The 15,374-nt window shown below is 57.0% G+C and carries 16 protein-coding genes; 12 read left to right on the forward strand and 4 right to left on the reverse strand.

The window, feature by feature from the left end; genetic code table 11:
* The 7 genes from dapF to RTY00_RS07405 form a co-directional block, all read left to right on the forward strand.
* On the forward strand, positions 1 to 649 hold a 649-nt coding region (gene dapF / locus RTY00_RS07375; protein ID WP_312663972.1), incomplete at its 5' end, for a diaminopimelate epimerase.
* Positions 646 to 1,350: a DUF484 domain-containing protein gene (locus RTY00_RS07380; protein ID WP_256698042.1), complete on the forward strand. Its 705-nt coding sequence runs from the start codon at positions 646 to 648 to the stop codon at positions 1,348 to 1,350. The genes dapF and RTY00_RS07380, both read left to right, overlap by 4 nt.
* Positions 1,347 to 2,255 carry a tyrosine recombinase XerC gene (gene xerC / locus RTY00_RS07385; protein WP_154194535.1) on the forward strand — a complete coding sequence of 303 codons (909 nt, stop codon included), beginning with the start codon at positions 1,347 to 1,349 and terminating at the stop codon, positions 2,253 to 2,255. The genes RTY00_RS07380 and xerC overlap by 4 nt, the downstream gene beginning before the upstream one ends.
* Positions 2,255 to 2,971 (forward strand): 5-amino-6-(5-phospho-D-ribitylamino)uracil phosphatase YigB, encoded by a 717-nt coding sequence (gene yigB / locus RTY00_RS07390; protein ID WP_312663973.1) that lies wholly within the window; start codon positions 2,255 to 2,257, stop codon positions 2,969 to 2,971. Before xerC ends, yigB begins: the two co-directional genes overlap by 1 nt.
* A gap of 56 nt (positions 2,972 to 3,027) precedes the next feature.
* Positions 3,028 to 5,190, forward strand: coding sequence for a DNA helicase II (gene uvrD / locus RTY00_RS07395; RefSeq protein WP_008105776.1), 2,163 nt, complete (start codon positions 3,028 to 3,030; stop codon positions 5,188 to 5,190).
* A 310-nt stretch (positions 5,191 to 5,500) separates the two neighbouring features.
* Positions 5,501 to 6,454, forward strand: coding sequence for a magnesium/cobalt transporter CorA (gene corA, locus RTY00_RS07400; RefSeq protein WP_312663974.1), 954 nt, complete (start codon positions 5,501 to 5,503; stop codon positions 6,452 to 6,454).
* 92 nt (positions 6,455 to 6,546) lie between these two features.
* Positions 6,547 to 7,599, forward strand: coding sequence for an AbrB family transcriptional regulator (locus tag RTY00_RS07405; protein WP_312663975.1), 1,053 nt, complete (start codon positions 6,547 to 6,549; stop codon positions 7,597 to 7,599).
* Here RTY00_RS07405 and rarD read toward each other — a convergent pair.
* Together rarD and RTY00_RS07415 are read right to left on the reverse strand one after the other, a co-directional pair.
* Positions 7,570 to 8,469 (reverse strand): EamA family transporter RarD, encoded by a 900-nt coding sequence (gene rarD / locus RTY00_RS07410; protein WP_312663976.1) that lies wholly within the window; start codon positions 8,467 to 8,469, stop codon positions 7,570 to 7,572. The genes RTY00_RS07405 and rarD overlap by 30 nt on opposite strands.
* 22 nt (positions 8,470 to 8,491) lie before the next feature.
* Complete coding sequence (locus tag RTY00_RS07415; RefSeq protein ID WP_008105780.1) at positions 8,492 to 8,962, reverse strand: thioesterase family protein; 471 nt, start codon at positions 8,960 to 8,962, stop codon at positions 8,492 to 8,494.
* A 165-nt stretch (positions 8,963 to 9,127) separates the two neighbouring features.
* Between RTY00_RS07415 and pldA the strand changes: the two genes are divergently transcribed.
* From pldA to rhtC, 3 genes are read left to right on the forward strand one after another with little or no spacing between them, the layout of a single operon-like run.
* Positions 9,128 to 10,006, forward strand: a complete 879-nt coding sequence (gene pldA / locus RTY00_RS07420; protein ID WP_008105781.1) for a phospholipase A — start codon at positions 9,128 to 9,130, stop codon at positions 10,004 to 10,006.
* A 23-nt stretch (positions 10,007 to 10,029) separates the two neighbouring features.
* Positions 10,030 to 11,856, forward strand: coding sequence for an ATP-dependent DNA helicase RecQ (gene recQ, locus RTY00_RS07425; protein ID WP_061719374.1), 1,827 nt, complete (start codon positions 10,030 to 10,032; stop codon positions 11,854 to 11,856).
* A gap of 12 nt (positions 11,857 to 11,868) precedes the next feature.
* Entirely contained in the window at positions 11,869 to 12,492 is a 624-nt protein-coding gene (gene rhtC, locus RTY00_RS07430) for a threonine export protein RhtC (protein WP_008105783.1), read from the forward strand.
* 62 nt (positions 12,493 to 12,554) lie between these two features.
* Here rhtC and rhtB read toward each other — a convergent pair whose 3' ends face one another.
* A complete protein-coding gene (gene rhtB / locus RTY00_RS07435; protein WP_008105784.1) occupies positions 12,555 to 13,178 on the reverse strand; it encodes a homoserine/homoserine lactone efflux protein in 624 nt (207 codons plus the stop codon).
* 104 nt (positions 13,179 to 13,282) lie between these two features.
* Here rhtB and pldB point away from each other — a divergent pair, with 104 nt between their 5' ends.
* Both pldB and yigL read left to right on the forward strand, forming a co-directional pair.
* Positions 13,283 to 14,275, forward strand: coding sequence for a lysophospholipase L2 (gene pldB, locus RTY00_RS07440; protein WP_154194531.1), 993 nt, complete (start codon positions 13,283 to 13,285; stop codon positions 14,273 to 14,275).
* Between the two features lie 37 nt (positions 14,276 to 14,312).
* Complete coding sequence (yigL, locus tag RTY00_RS07445) at positions 14,313 to 15,113, forward strand: sugar/pyridoxal phosphate phosphatase YigL (RefSeq protein ID WP_154156857.1); 801 nt, start codon at positions 14,313 to 14,315, stop codon at positions 15,111 to 15,113.
* A 33-nt stretch (positions 15,114 to 15,146) separates the two neighbouring features.
* Here the strand turns inward: yigL and RTY00_RS07450 are convergent.
* A partial coding sequence (locus tag RTY00_RS07450) for an MFS transporter (protein ID WP_409519122.1) occupies positions 15,147 to 15,374 on the reverse strand: 228 nt, incomplete at its 5' end.

Here is a 15,374-nt window from a genome sequence, read left to right on the forward strand (position 1 = left end):
TTACCGCATTTTCAACGCCGATGGCAGCGAAGTCGCGCAGTGCGGCAACGGCGCTCGCTGTTTCGCCCGCTTTGTGCGTCTGAAAGGGTTGACCAACAAAAGCGACATTCGCGTCAGTACACAAACCGGCCGCATGGTGCTCAGCGTTACCAATGATGAGCTGGTGCGCGTCAATATGGGACAACCGAACTTCGAACCGCAAAGCGTGCCGCTGCGTGCCAATAAAGCAGAGAACCTTTATTTGCAGCGTGTTGCCGATCAAACCGTGATGTTTGGTGCGGTATCGATGGGCAATCCGCACTGCGTGATTCAGGTCGAAAGCGTGAAAACTGCGCCGGTGGAAACGCTGGGTCCAGAGCTGGAAAGCCACGAGCGTTTCCCGGAGCGCGTTAACGTCGGTTTCATGGAAGTGGTCAATCGTGAACACATCCGTCTGCGCGTGTACGAACGTGGCGCGGGCGAAACCCAGGCTTGCGGCAGCGGCGCTTGTGCGGCGGTGGCCTGCGGCGTTCAGCAGGGCATTTTAGCGGAGAATGTCCGCGTCGATTTGCCGGGCGGAACGCTGCATATTGCCTGGAAAGGGGAAGGGCAACCGTTGTTTATGACCGGTCCTGCCACACACGTCTACGATGGGTTTATTCATCTATGAAAAATGTCGAAGAGCAGACCGAAAGCGAGGTTTTGCTGGACGATCAATCGGTAAGCGCATTTTTGCGTCAAAACCCCGATTTCTTTATTCGCAATGCGCGCCAGGTCGAACAGATGATGGTGCCGCATCCGGTACGCGGCAGCGTTTCGCTGGTGGAGTGGCATATGGCGCGTCAGCGCAACCACATCCAGCAGTTGGAAGAGGAGATCACGCTGCTGATGGAGCAGGCTACGGCCAACCATCAGCTGTTTGATCGCCTGCTGGCGCTGCAAGGTCATCTTGCCGCCGCCGACAGCTTGCAGGAGATGCTGACGCGTCTGCACCGCTGGGCGCGCGAACTCGGTCTGGCCGGTGCGCACGTGCGCGTGTTCAATGACAAATGGCACATCGGCGCGCCATCTGATTTCACCCAACTCGGCTTATCGCGTCAGGCATTCGAACCGCTGCGCATTCAGCGCTTCGGTAATGAACATCACTATCTCGGCAGCCTCAACGGCCCGGAATTGCTGCTGCTGTTGCCGCAGGCTAAAGCGATCGGCTCGGTGGCGATGTCGCTAATGGGCGAACGCGGCGAGCTGGGCGTATTGATGTTCACCAGCCGCGATAATCAGCATTATCAGGCGGGCATGGGCACGCTGCTGTTGCAACATCTGGCGCAAATGCTGCCGGATCTGCTGTCACGCTGGATTGAACGCGCATGAGTTACGTCAGTCCGCTGCTGCCGGCCGTGGATGACTTTCTGCGTTATCTGAAGGTTGAACGCCAGCTCAGTCCGCTGACGCAAAAGAATTACCAACGGCAATTGCAGGCGATTATGGCAATGGCCGATGAGATGAAGCTGACGAGTTGGTCGCAGCTGGAACCCGCGCAGGTGCGCAGCCTGGCGGCACGCAGTCGCCGTGGCGGTTTAGGCGCCAGCAGTCTGGCGCTGCGCATGTCGGCGCTGCGCAGTTTTCTCGACTGGCAAGTGCATCAAGGCATGTTGAGCGCCAATCCCGCCAAAGGCATTTCCACACCGCGTAACGCGCGTCATCTGCCGAAAAACATGGACGTCGACGAAGTTAACCAACTGCTGGAGATCGATCTCAACGATCCGCTGGCGGTGCGCGACCGCGCGATGCTGGAAACCATGTACGGCGGCGGCTTGCGTCTCTCCGAGCTGGTGAATATGGATTGTCGCCACATGGATTTGGAAGCGGGCGAAGTGCGGGTGCTGGGTAAAGGCAGCAAAGAGCGCCGCGTACCGATTGGCGGCACGGCGGTCACCTGGATTCAGCACTGGTTATCGCTGCGTGATAGCTTTGCGCCGCAGGATGACGCGGTGTTTGTCTCCAGCCGCGGCAGCCGAATTTCGACGCGCAATGTGCAGAAGCGTTTTGCCGAATGGGGTATCAAGCAAGGCGTCGCCAGCCATATTCATCCGCATAAACTGCGCCACTCTTTTGCCACGCATTTGCTGGAATCGAGCGGCGATCTGCGCGCGGTACAGGAACTGCTCGGCCACGCTAATCTGGCGACCACGCAAATCTATACCCATCTGGATTTCCAGCATCTGGCGACGGTTTATGATGCGGCCCATCCGCGTGCCAAACGAGGAAAGTCTTAATGAAGTTTTATCGTCCGCTCGGCCCGATCAAAGCGATCACTTTTGATCTCGACGACACCTTGTATGACAACCATCCGGTGATCCGCAAAACCACCGCCGAATCGCACGCTGCACTGCAGGCGTATCATCCGGCGCTGCGTGAATTCACCCCGGCGGATTATCAGGCGCTGCGTAATGAGTTGCTGGCGCGCGAGCCGGAAATTTATCACGACGTGTCTGAATGGCGCCGCCGCTCGGTGGAGCTGGCGTTGCTCAATGTCGGCTTATCGGCATCAGAAGCCACCGCCGGTGCCAGCGACGTGATGAGCGTGTTCCATCAGTGGCGCAGCGAAGTGACGATGCCGGAAGAGACGCATCAAACGCTGACCTGGCTGGGTGAGCGCGTGCCGCTGGTAGCGATCACCAATGGCAATGCCTGCCCGGAAAAGCTCGGCATCCATCACCACTTCCAGTTTGCGCTGCGTGCCGGGCCGCACGGTCGCGCCAAGCCGTGGCAGGATATGTATCATCTGGCCGCTGAGCGTTTGGACATCGCGCCGCAGCACATTCTGCATGTCGGCGACGATCTCACTACCGATGTTGCCGGTTCGCTGCGTGCAGGCATGCAAGCCTGCTGGATCAACCTGCGTGAAGGCAATCTGATGAAGATCGACGATGCGCGTTTGCTACCGCATGTTGAAATTGATCGGTTGGCATCTTTAACCTCGCTGCTATAATCAATAGCTGTAAATACATCCAGTAACTGGATGCTCTCCTTTTTTAGACGGTGCTTATGGACGTTTCTGATCTGCTTGACGGCTTGAATGACAAACAGCGCGAGGCGGTCGCCGCACCGCGCAGCAACCTGCTGGTGCTGGCCGGAGCAGGCAGTGGCAAAACCCGTGTGCTGGTGCATCGCATCGCCTGGCTGCTGTCGGTAGAGAACTGCTCGCCGTATTCAATTATGGCGGTGACCTTTACCAACAAAGCGGCGGCAGAAATGCGCCATCGTATCGATCAGCTGATCGGCACCAGCCAGGGCGGCATGTGGATTGGTACCTTCCACGGCCTGGCGCACCGTTTACTGCGCGCGCATCACCTTGATGCCGGTTTGCCGCAGGATTTCCAGATTCTCGACAGCGACGATCAGCTGCGTCTGTTGAAGCGCCTGATCAAAGCCATGAACCTTGATGAGAAACAGTGGCCTGCGCGTCAGGGCATGTGGTACATCAACGGCAAAAAAGATGAAGGTCTGCGGCCAAAACATATCGAAAGCTACGGCAATCCGGTTGAACAAACCTGGCTGCGCATCTATCAGGCGTATCAGGAAGCCTGCGATCGCGCCGGTTTAGTCGATTTCGCCGAGCTGCTGCTGCGTGCCCATGAACTGTGGCTCAACAAGCCGCATATCCTAAACCATTACCGCGAGCGTTTCAGCAACGTGCTGGTGGATGAGTTCCAGGATACCAACAACATTCAGTACGCATGGATTCGCATGCTGGCGGGTGATACCGGCCGCGTGATTATCGTCGGCGATGACGATCAGTCGATTTACGGCTGGCGCGGTGCGCAGGTGGAAAACATCCAGCGCTTCCTGCAGGATTTCCCCGGCGCGGAAACCATTCGTCTTGAGCAGAACTATCGCTCGACCAACAACATTCTGAAAGCCGCGAACACGTTGATCGCCAATAACAATGGCCGCCTCGGTAAAGAGCTGTGGACCGACGGCAGCGATGGCGAAAAGATCTCGCTCTACTGCGCGTTCAACGAGCTGGATGAAGCGCGCTTTGTGGTCAATCGCATCAAAAGCTGGCATGAAAACGGCAACGCGCTGCAGGATTGCGCCATTCTCTATCGCAGCAACGCCCAATCGCGTGTGCTGGAAGAGGCGCTGCTGCAAGGCAGCATGCCGTATCGCATTTATGGCGGCATGCGCTTCTTCGAGCGTCAGGAGATCAAAGATGCGCTGGCCTATCTGCGTTTGATGGCCAATCGCAATGACGATGCGGCATTTGAACGCGTGGTGAACACGCCGGTGCGCGGCGTCGGCGATCGTACGCTCGACGTGGTGCGTCAGACCGCGCGCGATCAGCAACTCACTTTGTGGCAGGCCACGCGCGAGCTGTTACAGAACAAAGTGTTAGCCGGACGTGCCGCATCGGCGCTGCAGCGCTTCTGCGAGCTGGTCGATTCACTGGCAAGCGAAACATCCGAGATGCCGCTGCATGTGCAAACCGATCGCGTGATTAAAGACTCCGGTTTATGGGTGATGTACGAGCAGGAGAAGGGCGAGAAAGGCCAGGCGCGTATTGAAAACTTAGAGGAGCTGGTTACCGCAACGCGTCAGTTCAGCTATCAGGACGAAGACGAAGATCTGATGCCGCTGCAGGCGTTCCTGTCGCATGCGGCGCTGGAAGCGGGCGAAGGCCAGGCCGACAAATGGCAGGACGCGGTGCAGCTGATGACCATGCACTCGGCGAAAGGACTGGAGTTCAGCCAGGTATTTATCGTCGGCATGGAAGAGGGCATGTTCCCGAGCCAGATGTCTCTTGATGAAGGCGGTCGTCTGGAAGAGGAGCGCCGTCTGGCTTACGTCGGCGTAACGCGTGCGATGGTCAAGCTGACGCTCACCTATGCCGAAAGCCGTCGTCTTTATGGTAAGGAAGTGTATCACCGTCCATCACGCTTTATCGGCGAACTGCCGGAAGAGTGCGTGGAAGAGGTGCGTTTGCGCGCCAGCGTCAGCCGTCCGGTGAGCCATCAGCGCATGGGTACGCCAATCGCGCAAAACGACAGCGGCTTCACGCTCGGCCAGCGTGTGCGTCATGCCAAGTTCGGCGAAGGCACCATCATCAACCTCGAAGGCAGCGGCGAACACAGCCGTTTGCAAGTGGCGTTTCAGGGCCAGGGAATCAAGTGGCTGGTGGCGGCTTACGCCCGTCTGGAGACGGTGTAGCGCGGTTGCGCTACCTTGACGACTTTTTCGTCTCAGCGTAACATGCGCGCACTATTATCATGAGAGGACAATGCCTTGGACGCGCCCAGTCGATGCTGGCTCAATCACCTGTTTAACAGGAACTCCTAAGGTTACCTCTTTTAGCTGGTAGCCTTAGCGGTTATCAGCGACCTCCCTTTTTTACTCTCGTCGCGTGAGTTAGCACTGATTTACCCTTGAAGCGAAAGTTTCCGTGTTCAGGCTTCGCCGTGCCCGTAATCTACAGTGGTCACCGCCTTGTCCCATTCCGAAAAAATGGGGAGTTATTGCTATGCTGAGCGCATTTAAACTCGATCGTAATCGCCTGACGCGCATCGAGCTGGAAGAAGACAAAGACAAACTCAACACGTCTGTTTGGGTCGATCTGATCGAACCCGACGACAGCGAACGCGATCGCGTGCAGTGCGAGCTGGGCCAGAGCCTGGCAACGCGTCCGGAGCTGGAAGACATCGAAGCCTCGGCGCGTTTCTTCGAAGACGAAGACGGCCTGCACATTCACTCCTTCTTCTTCTTTGAAGATGCCGAAGACCACGCGGGCAACTCCACCGTGGCATTCACTATCCGCGAAGATCGCCTGTATACGCTGCGCGAACGTGAGCTGCCGGCTTTCCGTCTCTATCGCATGCGTGCGCGCAACCAGATGCTGACTGATGGCAACGCCTATGAGCTGCTGCTGGATCTGTTTGAGACCAAAATCGAACAGCTGGCGGATGAGATCGAGAACATCTATAGCGCGCTGGAGAAACTCAGCCGCGTGATCATGGAAGGCCAGCAGGGAGAAGAGTACGACCAGGCGCTGTCACGTCTGGCAGAGCTGGAAGATATCGGCTGGAAAGTGCGTTTGTGTCTGATGGATACCCAGCGTGCGCTCAACTTCCTGGTGCGCAAAGCGCGTCTGCCCGGCAATCAGCTGGAGCAGGCGCGTGAAATCCTGCGCGATATCGAATCGCTGCTGCCGCATAACGAATCGCTGTTCCAGAAGGTTAACTTCCTGATGCAGGCGGCGATGGGCTTCATTAACATCGAGCAGAACCGCATCATCAAGATTTTCTCGGTGGTATCGGTGGTATTCCTGCCGCCAACGCTGGTGGCATCAAGCTACGGCATGAACTTCGAGTTTATGCCGGAGCTGAAATGGAGCTTTGGTTATCCGGGCGCGATTAGCCTGATGATCCTCGCCGGCCTTGCGCCGTACCTCTATTTCAAACGCAAGAATTGGTTGTAACGATTTCGGGCCGTTTCGGCGGCCCATAAACTGGCGCTCTCCATCATTTCTGCGTAACCTGTTGTCTCTCTTTTCTTTCTGATTTCCACCTTATGGCGCGCTTCTCATTGCGACTGCAATGGACACTTCTGCTGATTGCTTCGTTAGTGCTGGGGATGATCCTCCAGCTGTTTCACCTTCCTGCGGCATTGCTGCTTGGCCCAATGATCATCGGCACCGTTATGGGCTTGTCCGGCGCCACCGTTCGCATCGACAAACGTCTCTTCGTGCTGGCACAAGCGGTGCTCGGCTGCATGATTGGCCAGACTTTATCGCCGGGCATTCTCACGCCGCTGATTCAGGATTGGCCGGTAGTGCTGGCCGTGCTGGTGCTGACGTTAGCGGCCAGCGGACTGTCTGGTTTTCTGCTGGTGCGCTTCAGTAATTTGCCCGGCCCAACTGGCGCATGGGGATCGTCGCCCGGCGGTGCTTCGGCGATGGTGGCAATGGCCGGTGATTTCGGCGCGGATGTGCGGCTGGTGGCGTTTATGCAGTATCTGCGCGTGCTATTTGTCGCCACTGCTGCTGCAGTGGTGGCGCGCATTGGCTTGGGTTCCAACGGCGGTGCGGCTGAACTGGTGTGGTTTCCCGCGCTGCACAGTAGCTTTCTGCTGACATTGCTGGTGATGTTCGCCGGTGCGTGGCTCGGCCAGAAGCTGCGCATTCCTTCCGGCGCTTTGTTGCTACCGGCGCTGATCGGCGCGGTGCTGCACGGCACGGATGTGGCGACCTTGCAGGTACCAGAATGGTTGCTGGCGCTGGCTTATGCGTTGATTGGCTGGAGCGTGGGATTGCGTTTCACCCGGCCGATTTTCAAACTTGCGCTGCGAACGCTGCCGCAAATGTTGCTGTCGATTTTCGGCTTAATGCTGTTGTGCGGCGGATTAGCCTGGATGCTGACGCGCGTTTTACACGTCGATCTGATGACCGCCTATCTGGCAACCAGCCCGGGCGGGCTGGATACCGTGGCGATTATTGCGGCCGGCACGCGGGTCGATATGGCATTTGTTATGGCGCTGCAGACGCTGCGTCTGTTCACCATTCTGCTCACCGGACCGGCGCTGGCGCGTTTTATTTCACGCTACGCGCACGCGCGCCCGAGCTGAGAACGCGACCGCATCGATAATGAACACGGCGAGCGCCAGCCAGATAAAGCCGAAGGTCACCATTTTATCCGGCGTCAGGCTCTCGCCGTAGAACAGCACCGCCAGCAGGAACATCAGCGTCGGGCCCAGATACTGGAAGAAGCCGACAGTCGATAAGCGCAGACGCGCGCAGGCGGCCGCAAACAGCATCAGCGGAATGGTGGTGATAATGCCCGCTGCGACCAGCTTGAGATTGAGGCTCATGGCGTTGGCGCTGAGATGGCTGGTGGCGCTATCAGCAAAGCCAAACAGGTAAATCGCCGCCAGTGGAAACAGCCACAACGTCTCGATCAGCATGCCGCTCTGCGCATCGACCTGAATCTTTTTGCGCACCAAACCGTACAACGCAAAACTCAGCGCCAGGCCAAGGCCGATAATCGGCAGAGATCCAAACTGCCACAGCTGCACCAGCACGCCGGTTGTCGCCAGCAATACCGCCAGCCACTGCAAGCGGCGGAAGCGTTCGCGCAGGAACAGCATGCCAAACACCACGTTAATCAGCGGGTTGATAAAGTAGCCGAGGCTAGCTTCCAGCATGTGCTGATTATTCACCGCCCAGATAAACAGCAGCCAGTTGCCGCCAATAGTCACGGCGGTCAGCGCCAGCAGCAGTACCTTTTTCGGCTGCGCCAGCACGCTGCGTACCTGCGCCCAACTCCGCGTCAAGGTGATCAGCAGCAGCATAAACAGCGCGGACCAAATCACGCGATGCGTCATAATTTCGGTGGCGGGCACCTCTTTGACCAGCTTGAAGTAAGCGGGCGCGATGCCCCAAATGAAGTAAGCGCCGAGCGCGTAGCCAATACCCTGGCGAGTTTGTTGCGAATCCATCATGTCATTCCAAAAGTACTGATTAGCCAATCATATAGGTGGCGGTAGCGGTAGCGATGTAATCGCCTTGCTGGTTATGTAACTCCACGCGCGCCACGGCAACTTTATTGCCGCCGCGCAGCAGGCTGCTGGTGGCGATAAAGCGCTCGCCGCGGCCAGGGCGCAGATAATCAACGCGCATATCGATGGTGCCCATGCGGGACAGGCGCTGACGCAGCTCTTCCTCGGTAATGCTCTCCTGGCGCGTCAGCGCATAGCTGACACACACCAGCCCGGCAGCGACATCCAGTACCGAGGCGATGACGCCGCCATGCAAAATCTGCTGCGCCGCGTTGCCGACCAGCATGGTTTTATTGGCGAAGCCGAGTTCGGCGTAATCCGCTTCCAGTCGATCCAGCTCTAATCCGAGCGCCTGATTGAAGGGCATGTGATAAACAAAAATTTCGCCAATCAGACGGCGCGCTTCCTGCTGTGTCAGCAACGGGGATGACATAATTCCTGCCTTAAAATGTTAACGAGTTGTGTATATTATGCCGCGTTCGAGCCGCTTTCCAGTTTCGGAAATCGGCGCTGATCAACCGCAGGTTTTGCGTGTAGAATGGCCTGCTTTTTGAACCGTCACTTGACGATTACGACACGCAGTTCTCTGGAGAATTCTATGCGTAAGCACTACGCCTTGCTGGCCGCGGCGCTGATCCTTCCTGGCCTGGCGCAGGCTGAAGAAGCCACGATAAAAGAGGTTCATGATGCACCGGCAGTGAAGGGCAGCATTATCGCTAACCTGCTGGAGAAACACGATAACCCGTTCGTGCTTTATCCTTACGAAAACAACTATCTGCTCTACACCTACACCACCGACATGAACAAAGAGGCGATCTCTTCGTACAACTGGGCAGACAAAGCTAAAAATGATGAAGTAAAATTCCAGCTCAGCCTGGCGTTTCCGCTGTGGCGCGGCATTTTAGGCGATAACTCGGTGCTGGCGGCGTCCTATACTCAGCGCTCGTGGTGGCAGCTCTCGAACCGTGGTGCGTCATCACCGTTCCGTGAAACCGATTATGAGCCACAGATTTTCCTCGGCTGGGCCACCGATTACACCTTCGCAGGCTGGACCTTACGCGATGTGGAAACCGGCTTAGTGCATCAGTCGAACGGCCGCAGCGAGCCGACTTCGCGCAGCTGGAACCGCGTTTACGCGCGCTTTATGGCGCAGAACGGCAATCTGCTCGCGGAGATCAAACCCTGGTATCGTCTGCCAGAAAGTGAGAGCAATGACGATAACCCGGACATCACCAAATACATGGGTTACTACCGCGCCAAGCTCGGCTACATGATGGGCGAGAACATTTTCAGCGTGGAAGGTAACTACAACTGGAACAGCGGCTTCGGCGGTGCAACCTTCGCCTGGAGCTACCCAATCTCTGAGCACGTGCGCTTTTACACGCAGGTGTTCAGCGGCTATGGTGAATCATTGATCGACTATAACCATCGCCAGACGCGCTTCGGCGTGGGCGTGACGCTCAACGATCTGTTCTAACCCGCAACAAAGACAGGATTACCGTGGCAACATCGGCAGTGCTTAATCAGGAAATGCTGGCGCAGCAGGTATTACAAGATACCTTCGGCTATCAGCAGTTCCGCCCAGGTCAGCAAAACATCATCGAAACCGCCCTGTCAGGACGCGATTGTCTGGTGGTGATGCCGACCGGCGGCGGCAAATCGCTGTGCTATCAAATCCCGGCGCTGGTGCGCGAAGGGCTGACGCTGGTGGTTTCACCGCTGATTTCACTGATGAAAGATCAGGTCGATCAGCTGCTGGCTAACGGCGTGGCAGCAGCGTGCCTCAACTCAACGCAGACGCGTGAGCAGCAGCAGCAGGTGTTTGCGGATTGTCGTACTGGCAAACTCAAGCTGCTGTATATCGCGCCTGAACGCCTGATGATGGACAACTTCCTCGACAGCCTGCACCAGTGGAATCCGGTGATGCTGGCGGTGGATGAAGCGCACTGTATTTCACAGTGGGGCCACGACTTCCGTCCGGAATATGGCTCGATCGGTCAGCTGCGTCAGCACTTCCCTGATTTGCCGGTAATGGCGTTGACCGCCACCGCTGATGAAACCACGCGTAACGATATCGCCCATCTACTGCAGATGGACGATCCGCTGATTCAAATCAGCAGCTTTGACCGCCCGAATATTCGCTACACGCTGGTGGAGAAATTCAAACCCACCGAGCAACTTCTGCGTTATGTGCAGGATCAGCGCGGCAAAAGCGGCATTATTTACTGTAACAGCCGCGCCAAAGTGGAAGACACCGCCGCACGTCTGCAGAGCCGTGGCTTGAGCGTTGGCGCTTATCACGCCGGTATCGATAGCGCGCAGCGTGCCAGCGTGCAGGAAGCTTTCCAGCGTGACGATCTGCAAATTGTGGTCGCCACCGTCGCATTCGGTATGGGCATCAACAAACCCAACGTGCGCTTTGTGGTGCACTTCGATATTCCGCGCAACATCGAATCCTATTATCAGGAAACCGGCCGCGCCGGGCGTGATGGCCTGCCTGCCGAAGCGATGATGCTTTACGATCCGGCCGACATGGCGTGGCTGCGTAAATGTCTGGAAGAGAAAGTGCCCGGCCCGTTGCAGGACATTGAACGCCACAAGCTCAACGCGATGGGCGCGTTTGCTGAAGCGCAAACCTGTCGTCGTCTGGTACTGCTGAACTATTTCGGCGAAGGTCGCCAGCAGCAGTGCGACAACTGCGATATCTGCCTCGATCCGCCACGTCGCTACGACGGCTTGCTGGAGGCGCAAAAGGCGCTGTCGAGCATCTATCGTACCGGGCAGCGCTTTGGCATGGGCTATATTGTTGAAGTTTTGCGCGGCGCCAGTAATCAGCGTATCCGCGACAACGGCCACGACAAACTGCCGGTGTACGGCTTAGGCCGCGAGCACAGCCACGAACACTGGATCAGCGTGCTGCGTCAGCTGATTCACCTCGGCATGGTGACGCAAAACATCGCCATGCATTCGGCGCTACAACTCACCGAAGCGGCGCGTCCTGTTTTACGTGCCGAAGTGCCGCTGATGCTGGCGGTGCCGCGTATCGTGACGGTGAAAACGCGCGGCAGCAGTTCGCCGAAAGTACATAGCGGCAATTACGATCGCCAGCTGTTTGCCAAGCTACGCAAGCTGCGCAAAGCGATTGCCGATGAAGAGAATATTCCGCCGTACGTGGTGTTTAACGATGCCACGCTGATTGAAATGGCAGAACAAATGCCGATTAGCGCGTCAGAAATGCTCAGCGTGAACGGCGTCGGTCATCGCAAACTGGAGCGTTTTGGTAAGCCGTTCCTGGTGATGATCAAAGAACATGTTGATGAAGGTTAAAGGAAAAAATTCATGCTGATGTTATTCGCCACCGTCGCGCTGGTGCATCTGGTTGCGCTGATGAGTCCCGGCCCGGACTTCTTCTTTGTGTCGCAAACGGCGGCGAGCCGCTCGCGCAAAGAGGCGATGATGGGCGTTCTGGGCATTACGTTGGGCATTGTGATCTGGGCCGGTGTGGCGCTGATGGGCCTGCATCTGATCCTGGAAAAAATGGCCTGGCTGCATGAAATCATTATGGTCGGCGGCGGATTGTATCTGCTGTGGATGGGCTGGCAGCTGATGCGTTCAGCGCGTCAACGTCACAAGCAGCCACAATCGGAAGCGCCGGTGGTAGAGCTGCCGAAAAGAGGCATGAGCTTCCTGAAAGGTTTCCTGACTAACCTGTCGAACCCAAAAGCGATCATCTACTTCGGTAGCGTGTTCTCGCTGTTTGTTGGCAACGACGTCGGCGCGATGGAGCGCTGGGGGTTGTTCCTGCTGATTATCGGTGAGACGTTCGCGTGGTTTACGCTGGTGGCGGCGATTTTCGCTATGCCGTGGATGCGTGATAAGTATCAGCGGATGGCGAAGTGGGTGGATGGTATGGCGGGCGTGTTGTTTGCCGGTTTTGGCATTCATTTAATTATTTCGAGATAAACCAGGTCGCCATTAATGGCGACCCTAAGTAGGGTGGGCATTTATGCCCACCGGGTTGAATCTCACGCCATTCTGCGTGCGCTGGCTAACAGCGCACCAACCGCCATAAACAATCCACCAAAGGTGCGGTTCAGCAGCTTCATCTGCTTCGGCCCTTTGATCCAGCCAGCAATGCGCGTTGCCAGCGTGGCGTAACCAATCATCACGATGATATCGACCACAATGGTGGTAACGCCGAGCACCAGATATTGCATCAGCTGCGGCTGGTGCGGCTGAATAAACTGCGGGAACAGCGCGGCGAGAAACACGATGCTTTTCGGATTGGTGAGGTTCACCAACACGGCACGCTTAAACAGGCGGCGACGTGGCATCGCTTTGGCAACGGCGTCGAGATCGATACCGCCCGCTGAGCGCCACTGTTGAATGCCCAGCCACACCAGATAAGCTGCGCCGGCCCACTTCAGGACTTCAAACGCCAGAATTGATTGGGAAAATAGCGCACCCAAACCGGCGCCGACCAGCACAATATGAATGGCCAGGCCAAGCTGCAAGCCGGTAATCGATGCCACCGCGCCGCGATAACCGTGGCTGATGCCGGTGCTCATGGTGTTAATCGCGCCGGAACCGGGTGAAAGGCTGAGGATAGTTGTGGTCAGCAGGTACGTTAACCACCATTCAATGGTCATGTGTGACATTCCCTGAAGTTAGCGAAGTGTGACACAATACGACAGAAAATCGCCGCACGCTACGCAGCACGGGCGCGCGAATCACGTTTTTTTCAGGGGGACGGATGCAGCATCATAAACAGAGTTGGCTCGGACGTGAGCGAGGCTTTTCGGCCTTTGCTACGGGTCCGCTGCTCGACTTCTGGCGTCGCCGTGAAGAGTGTGAATTCACCGGTGTCGGCAACCTGAAAATTCGCTACGTTCGTTTCACCTCACCGCAACATCGTCGTGTCATTCTGGTCGTGCCTGGCCGCATTGAGAGCTACATCAAGTATCCCGAACTGGCTTACGACCTGTTCATGTGCGGCTACGATGTGGTGATTCTCGACCATCGAGGTCAAGGACGTTCCGAACGTCTGCTGGAAGATTCGCACCGCGGCCATGTGGTGGATTTTGGTGACTACGTTGACGATCTTGAAACGCTGTATCTGAAAGAGATAGTCAGCAACCATTATCAGCAGCGCTACGTACTGGCCCACTCGATGGGCGGCGCGATTTTAGCGCTGTTTCTGGCGCGTCAACCGCAGGCGTTTCATGCTGCGGTGTTCTCCGCGCCGATGTTTGGCATTGTGCTGCCGCTGCCCGACTGGATGGCGCACCGCATTCTCGACTGGACCGAAAAACTGCCCGCGCTGCGTGAAGGCTACGCATTGGGCACCGGGCGCTGGCGCGCTAATCCGTTTGGCATCAACCGCCTGACGCACAGCCGCGAACGCTATCGCCGCAACCTGCGTTTTTACGCTGACGATCCGGCGCTTCGCGTCGGTGGGCCCACTTATCACTGGGTGCGCGAAGGCGTGCAGGCCGGACGTGACATCTTCAATCAGGTGGCGAACATCACCACGCCGACCTTGCTGCTGCAGGCGAGTGAAGATGATGTGGTGGATAACCGCTCACAAAATCTATTTTGTACGGCGATGGCTGAAGCAGGACATCCCTGCGCGGGCAACGCGCCGTATGTGATAAAAGGAGCGCGTCATGAGATCTTGTTTGAAACAGACGCGATGCGTGCCGAAGCGCTAAACGCGGTGGTCGATTTCTTTGAACACCACGCTTAATCAATTTTACTTTCCGATATCAACACCCGAGGTTTACATGTATCACATCGTCGCATCCGACCTGGATGGCACGCTGCTCTCTCCGGATCACCGCCTGACGCCGTTCGCTCGCACTACGCTGCAGGAACTGGTGGCTCGTGACATCCACTTTGTTTTTGCCACCGGCCGTCACTATATCGACGTCGGACAGATGCGCGATAAGCTCGGCATTCCGGCTTACATGATCACGTCTAATGGCGCGCGCGTGCACAATGCCGAGGGTGAGCTGGTGTTCAGCCACAACCTCGACGCCGACATCGCCAGCGATCTGTATGGCCTGCAATATCATGACGAGCACATCCTGACGCACGTCTATCGCGACGATGAGTGGTTCATGAGCCGTCATCGCCCAGACGAGCAGGACTATTTCCGCGAGTCAGTATTTAACTATCAGGTTTACCAGCCAGGCATGCTGCCGACCGACGGCATCAGCAAAGTGTTCTTCACCTGCGAAGATCCGGAGCGCCTGGTTCCGATGGAGCAGGCGATTGAAGCGCGCTGGGGCGATCGCGTGAATGTCAGCTTCTCGCTGCCAACGTGCCTGGAAGTGATGGCGGGCGGCGTTTCCAAAGGTCACGCGCTGGAAGCGGTAGCGAAACAGCTCGGCCACTCGCTGAAAGAGTGCATCGCCTTCGGCGACGGCATGAATGATGTGGAGATGCTCAGCATGTCAGGTAAAGGCTGCATCATGCGTAATGCACAGCAGCGCCTGAAAGATACCTTGCCGACGCTGGACGTGATTGGCAGCAACGCGGATGACGCCGTCCCGCACACGCTGCGAAAGCTGTTCCTCGCGTAAAAAAATGGGCCGGTTATCACCGGCCCGTTCTGGTTATACCAGCTGTTTCTTGTGCTTATGTTCACTGACCATGGTGAGCAGCAGCAGAATCACCGCCAGCACCGATCCGCCAATCATCACAATGAATCCGCCGTCCCAGCCGAAGTAATCCACGGTGTAACCGACAATCGCACTCGCCGCAACCGATCCGCCGAGATAGCCAAACAGCCCGGTAAAGCCGGCTGCCGTTCCGGCCGCTTTTTTCGGTGCCAGTTCCAGCGC

Origin of the sequence: Pantoea sp. CTOTU49201 (assembly GCF_032054795.1) — a bacterium.
GTDB classification, from domain to species: Bacteria; Pseudomonadota; Gammaproteobacteria; order Enterobacterales; family Enterobacteriaceae; genus Pantoea; species Pantoea symbiotica.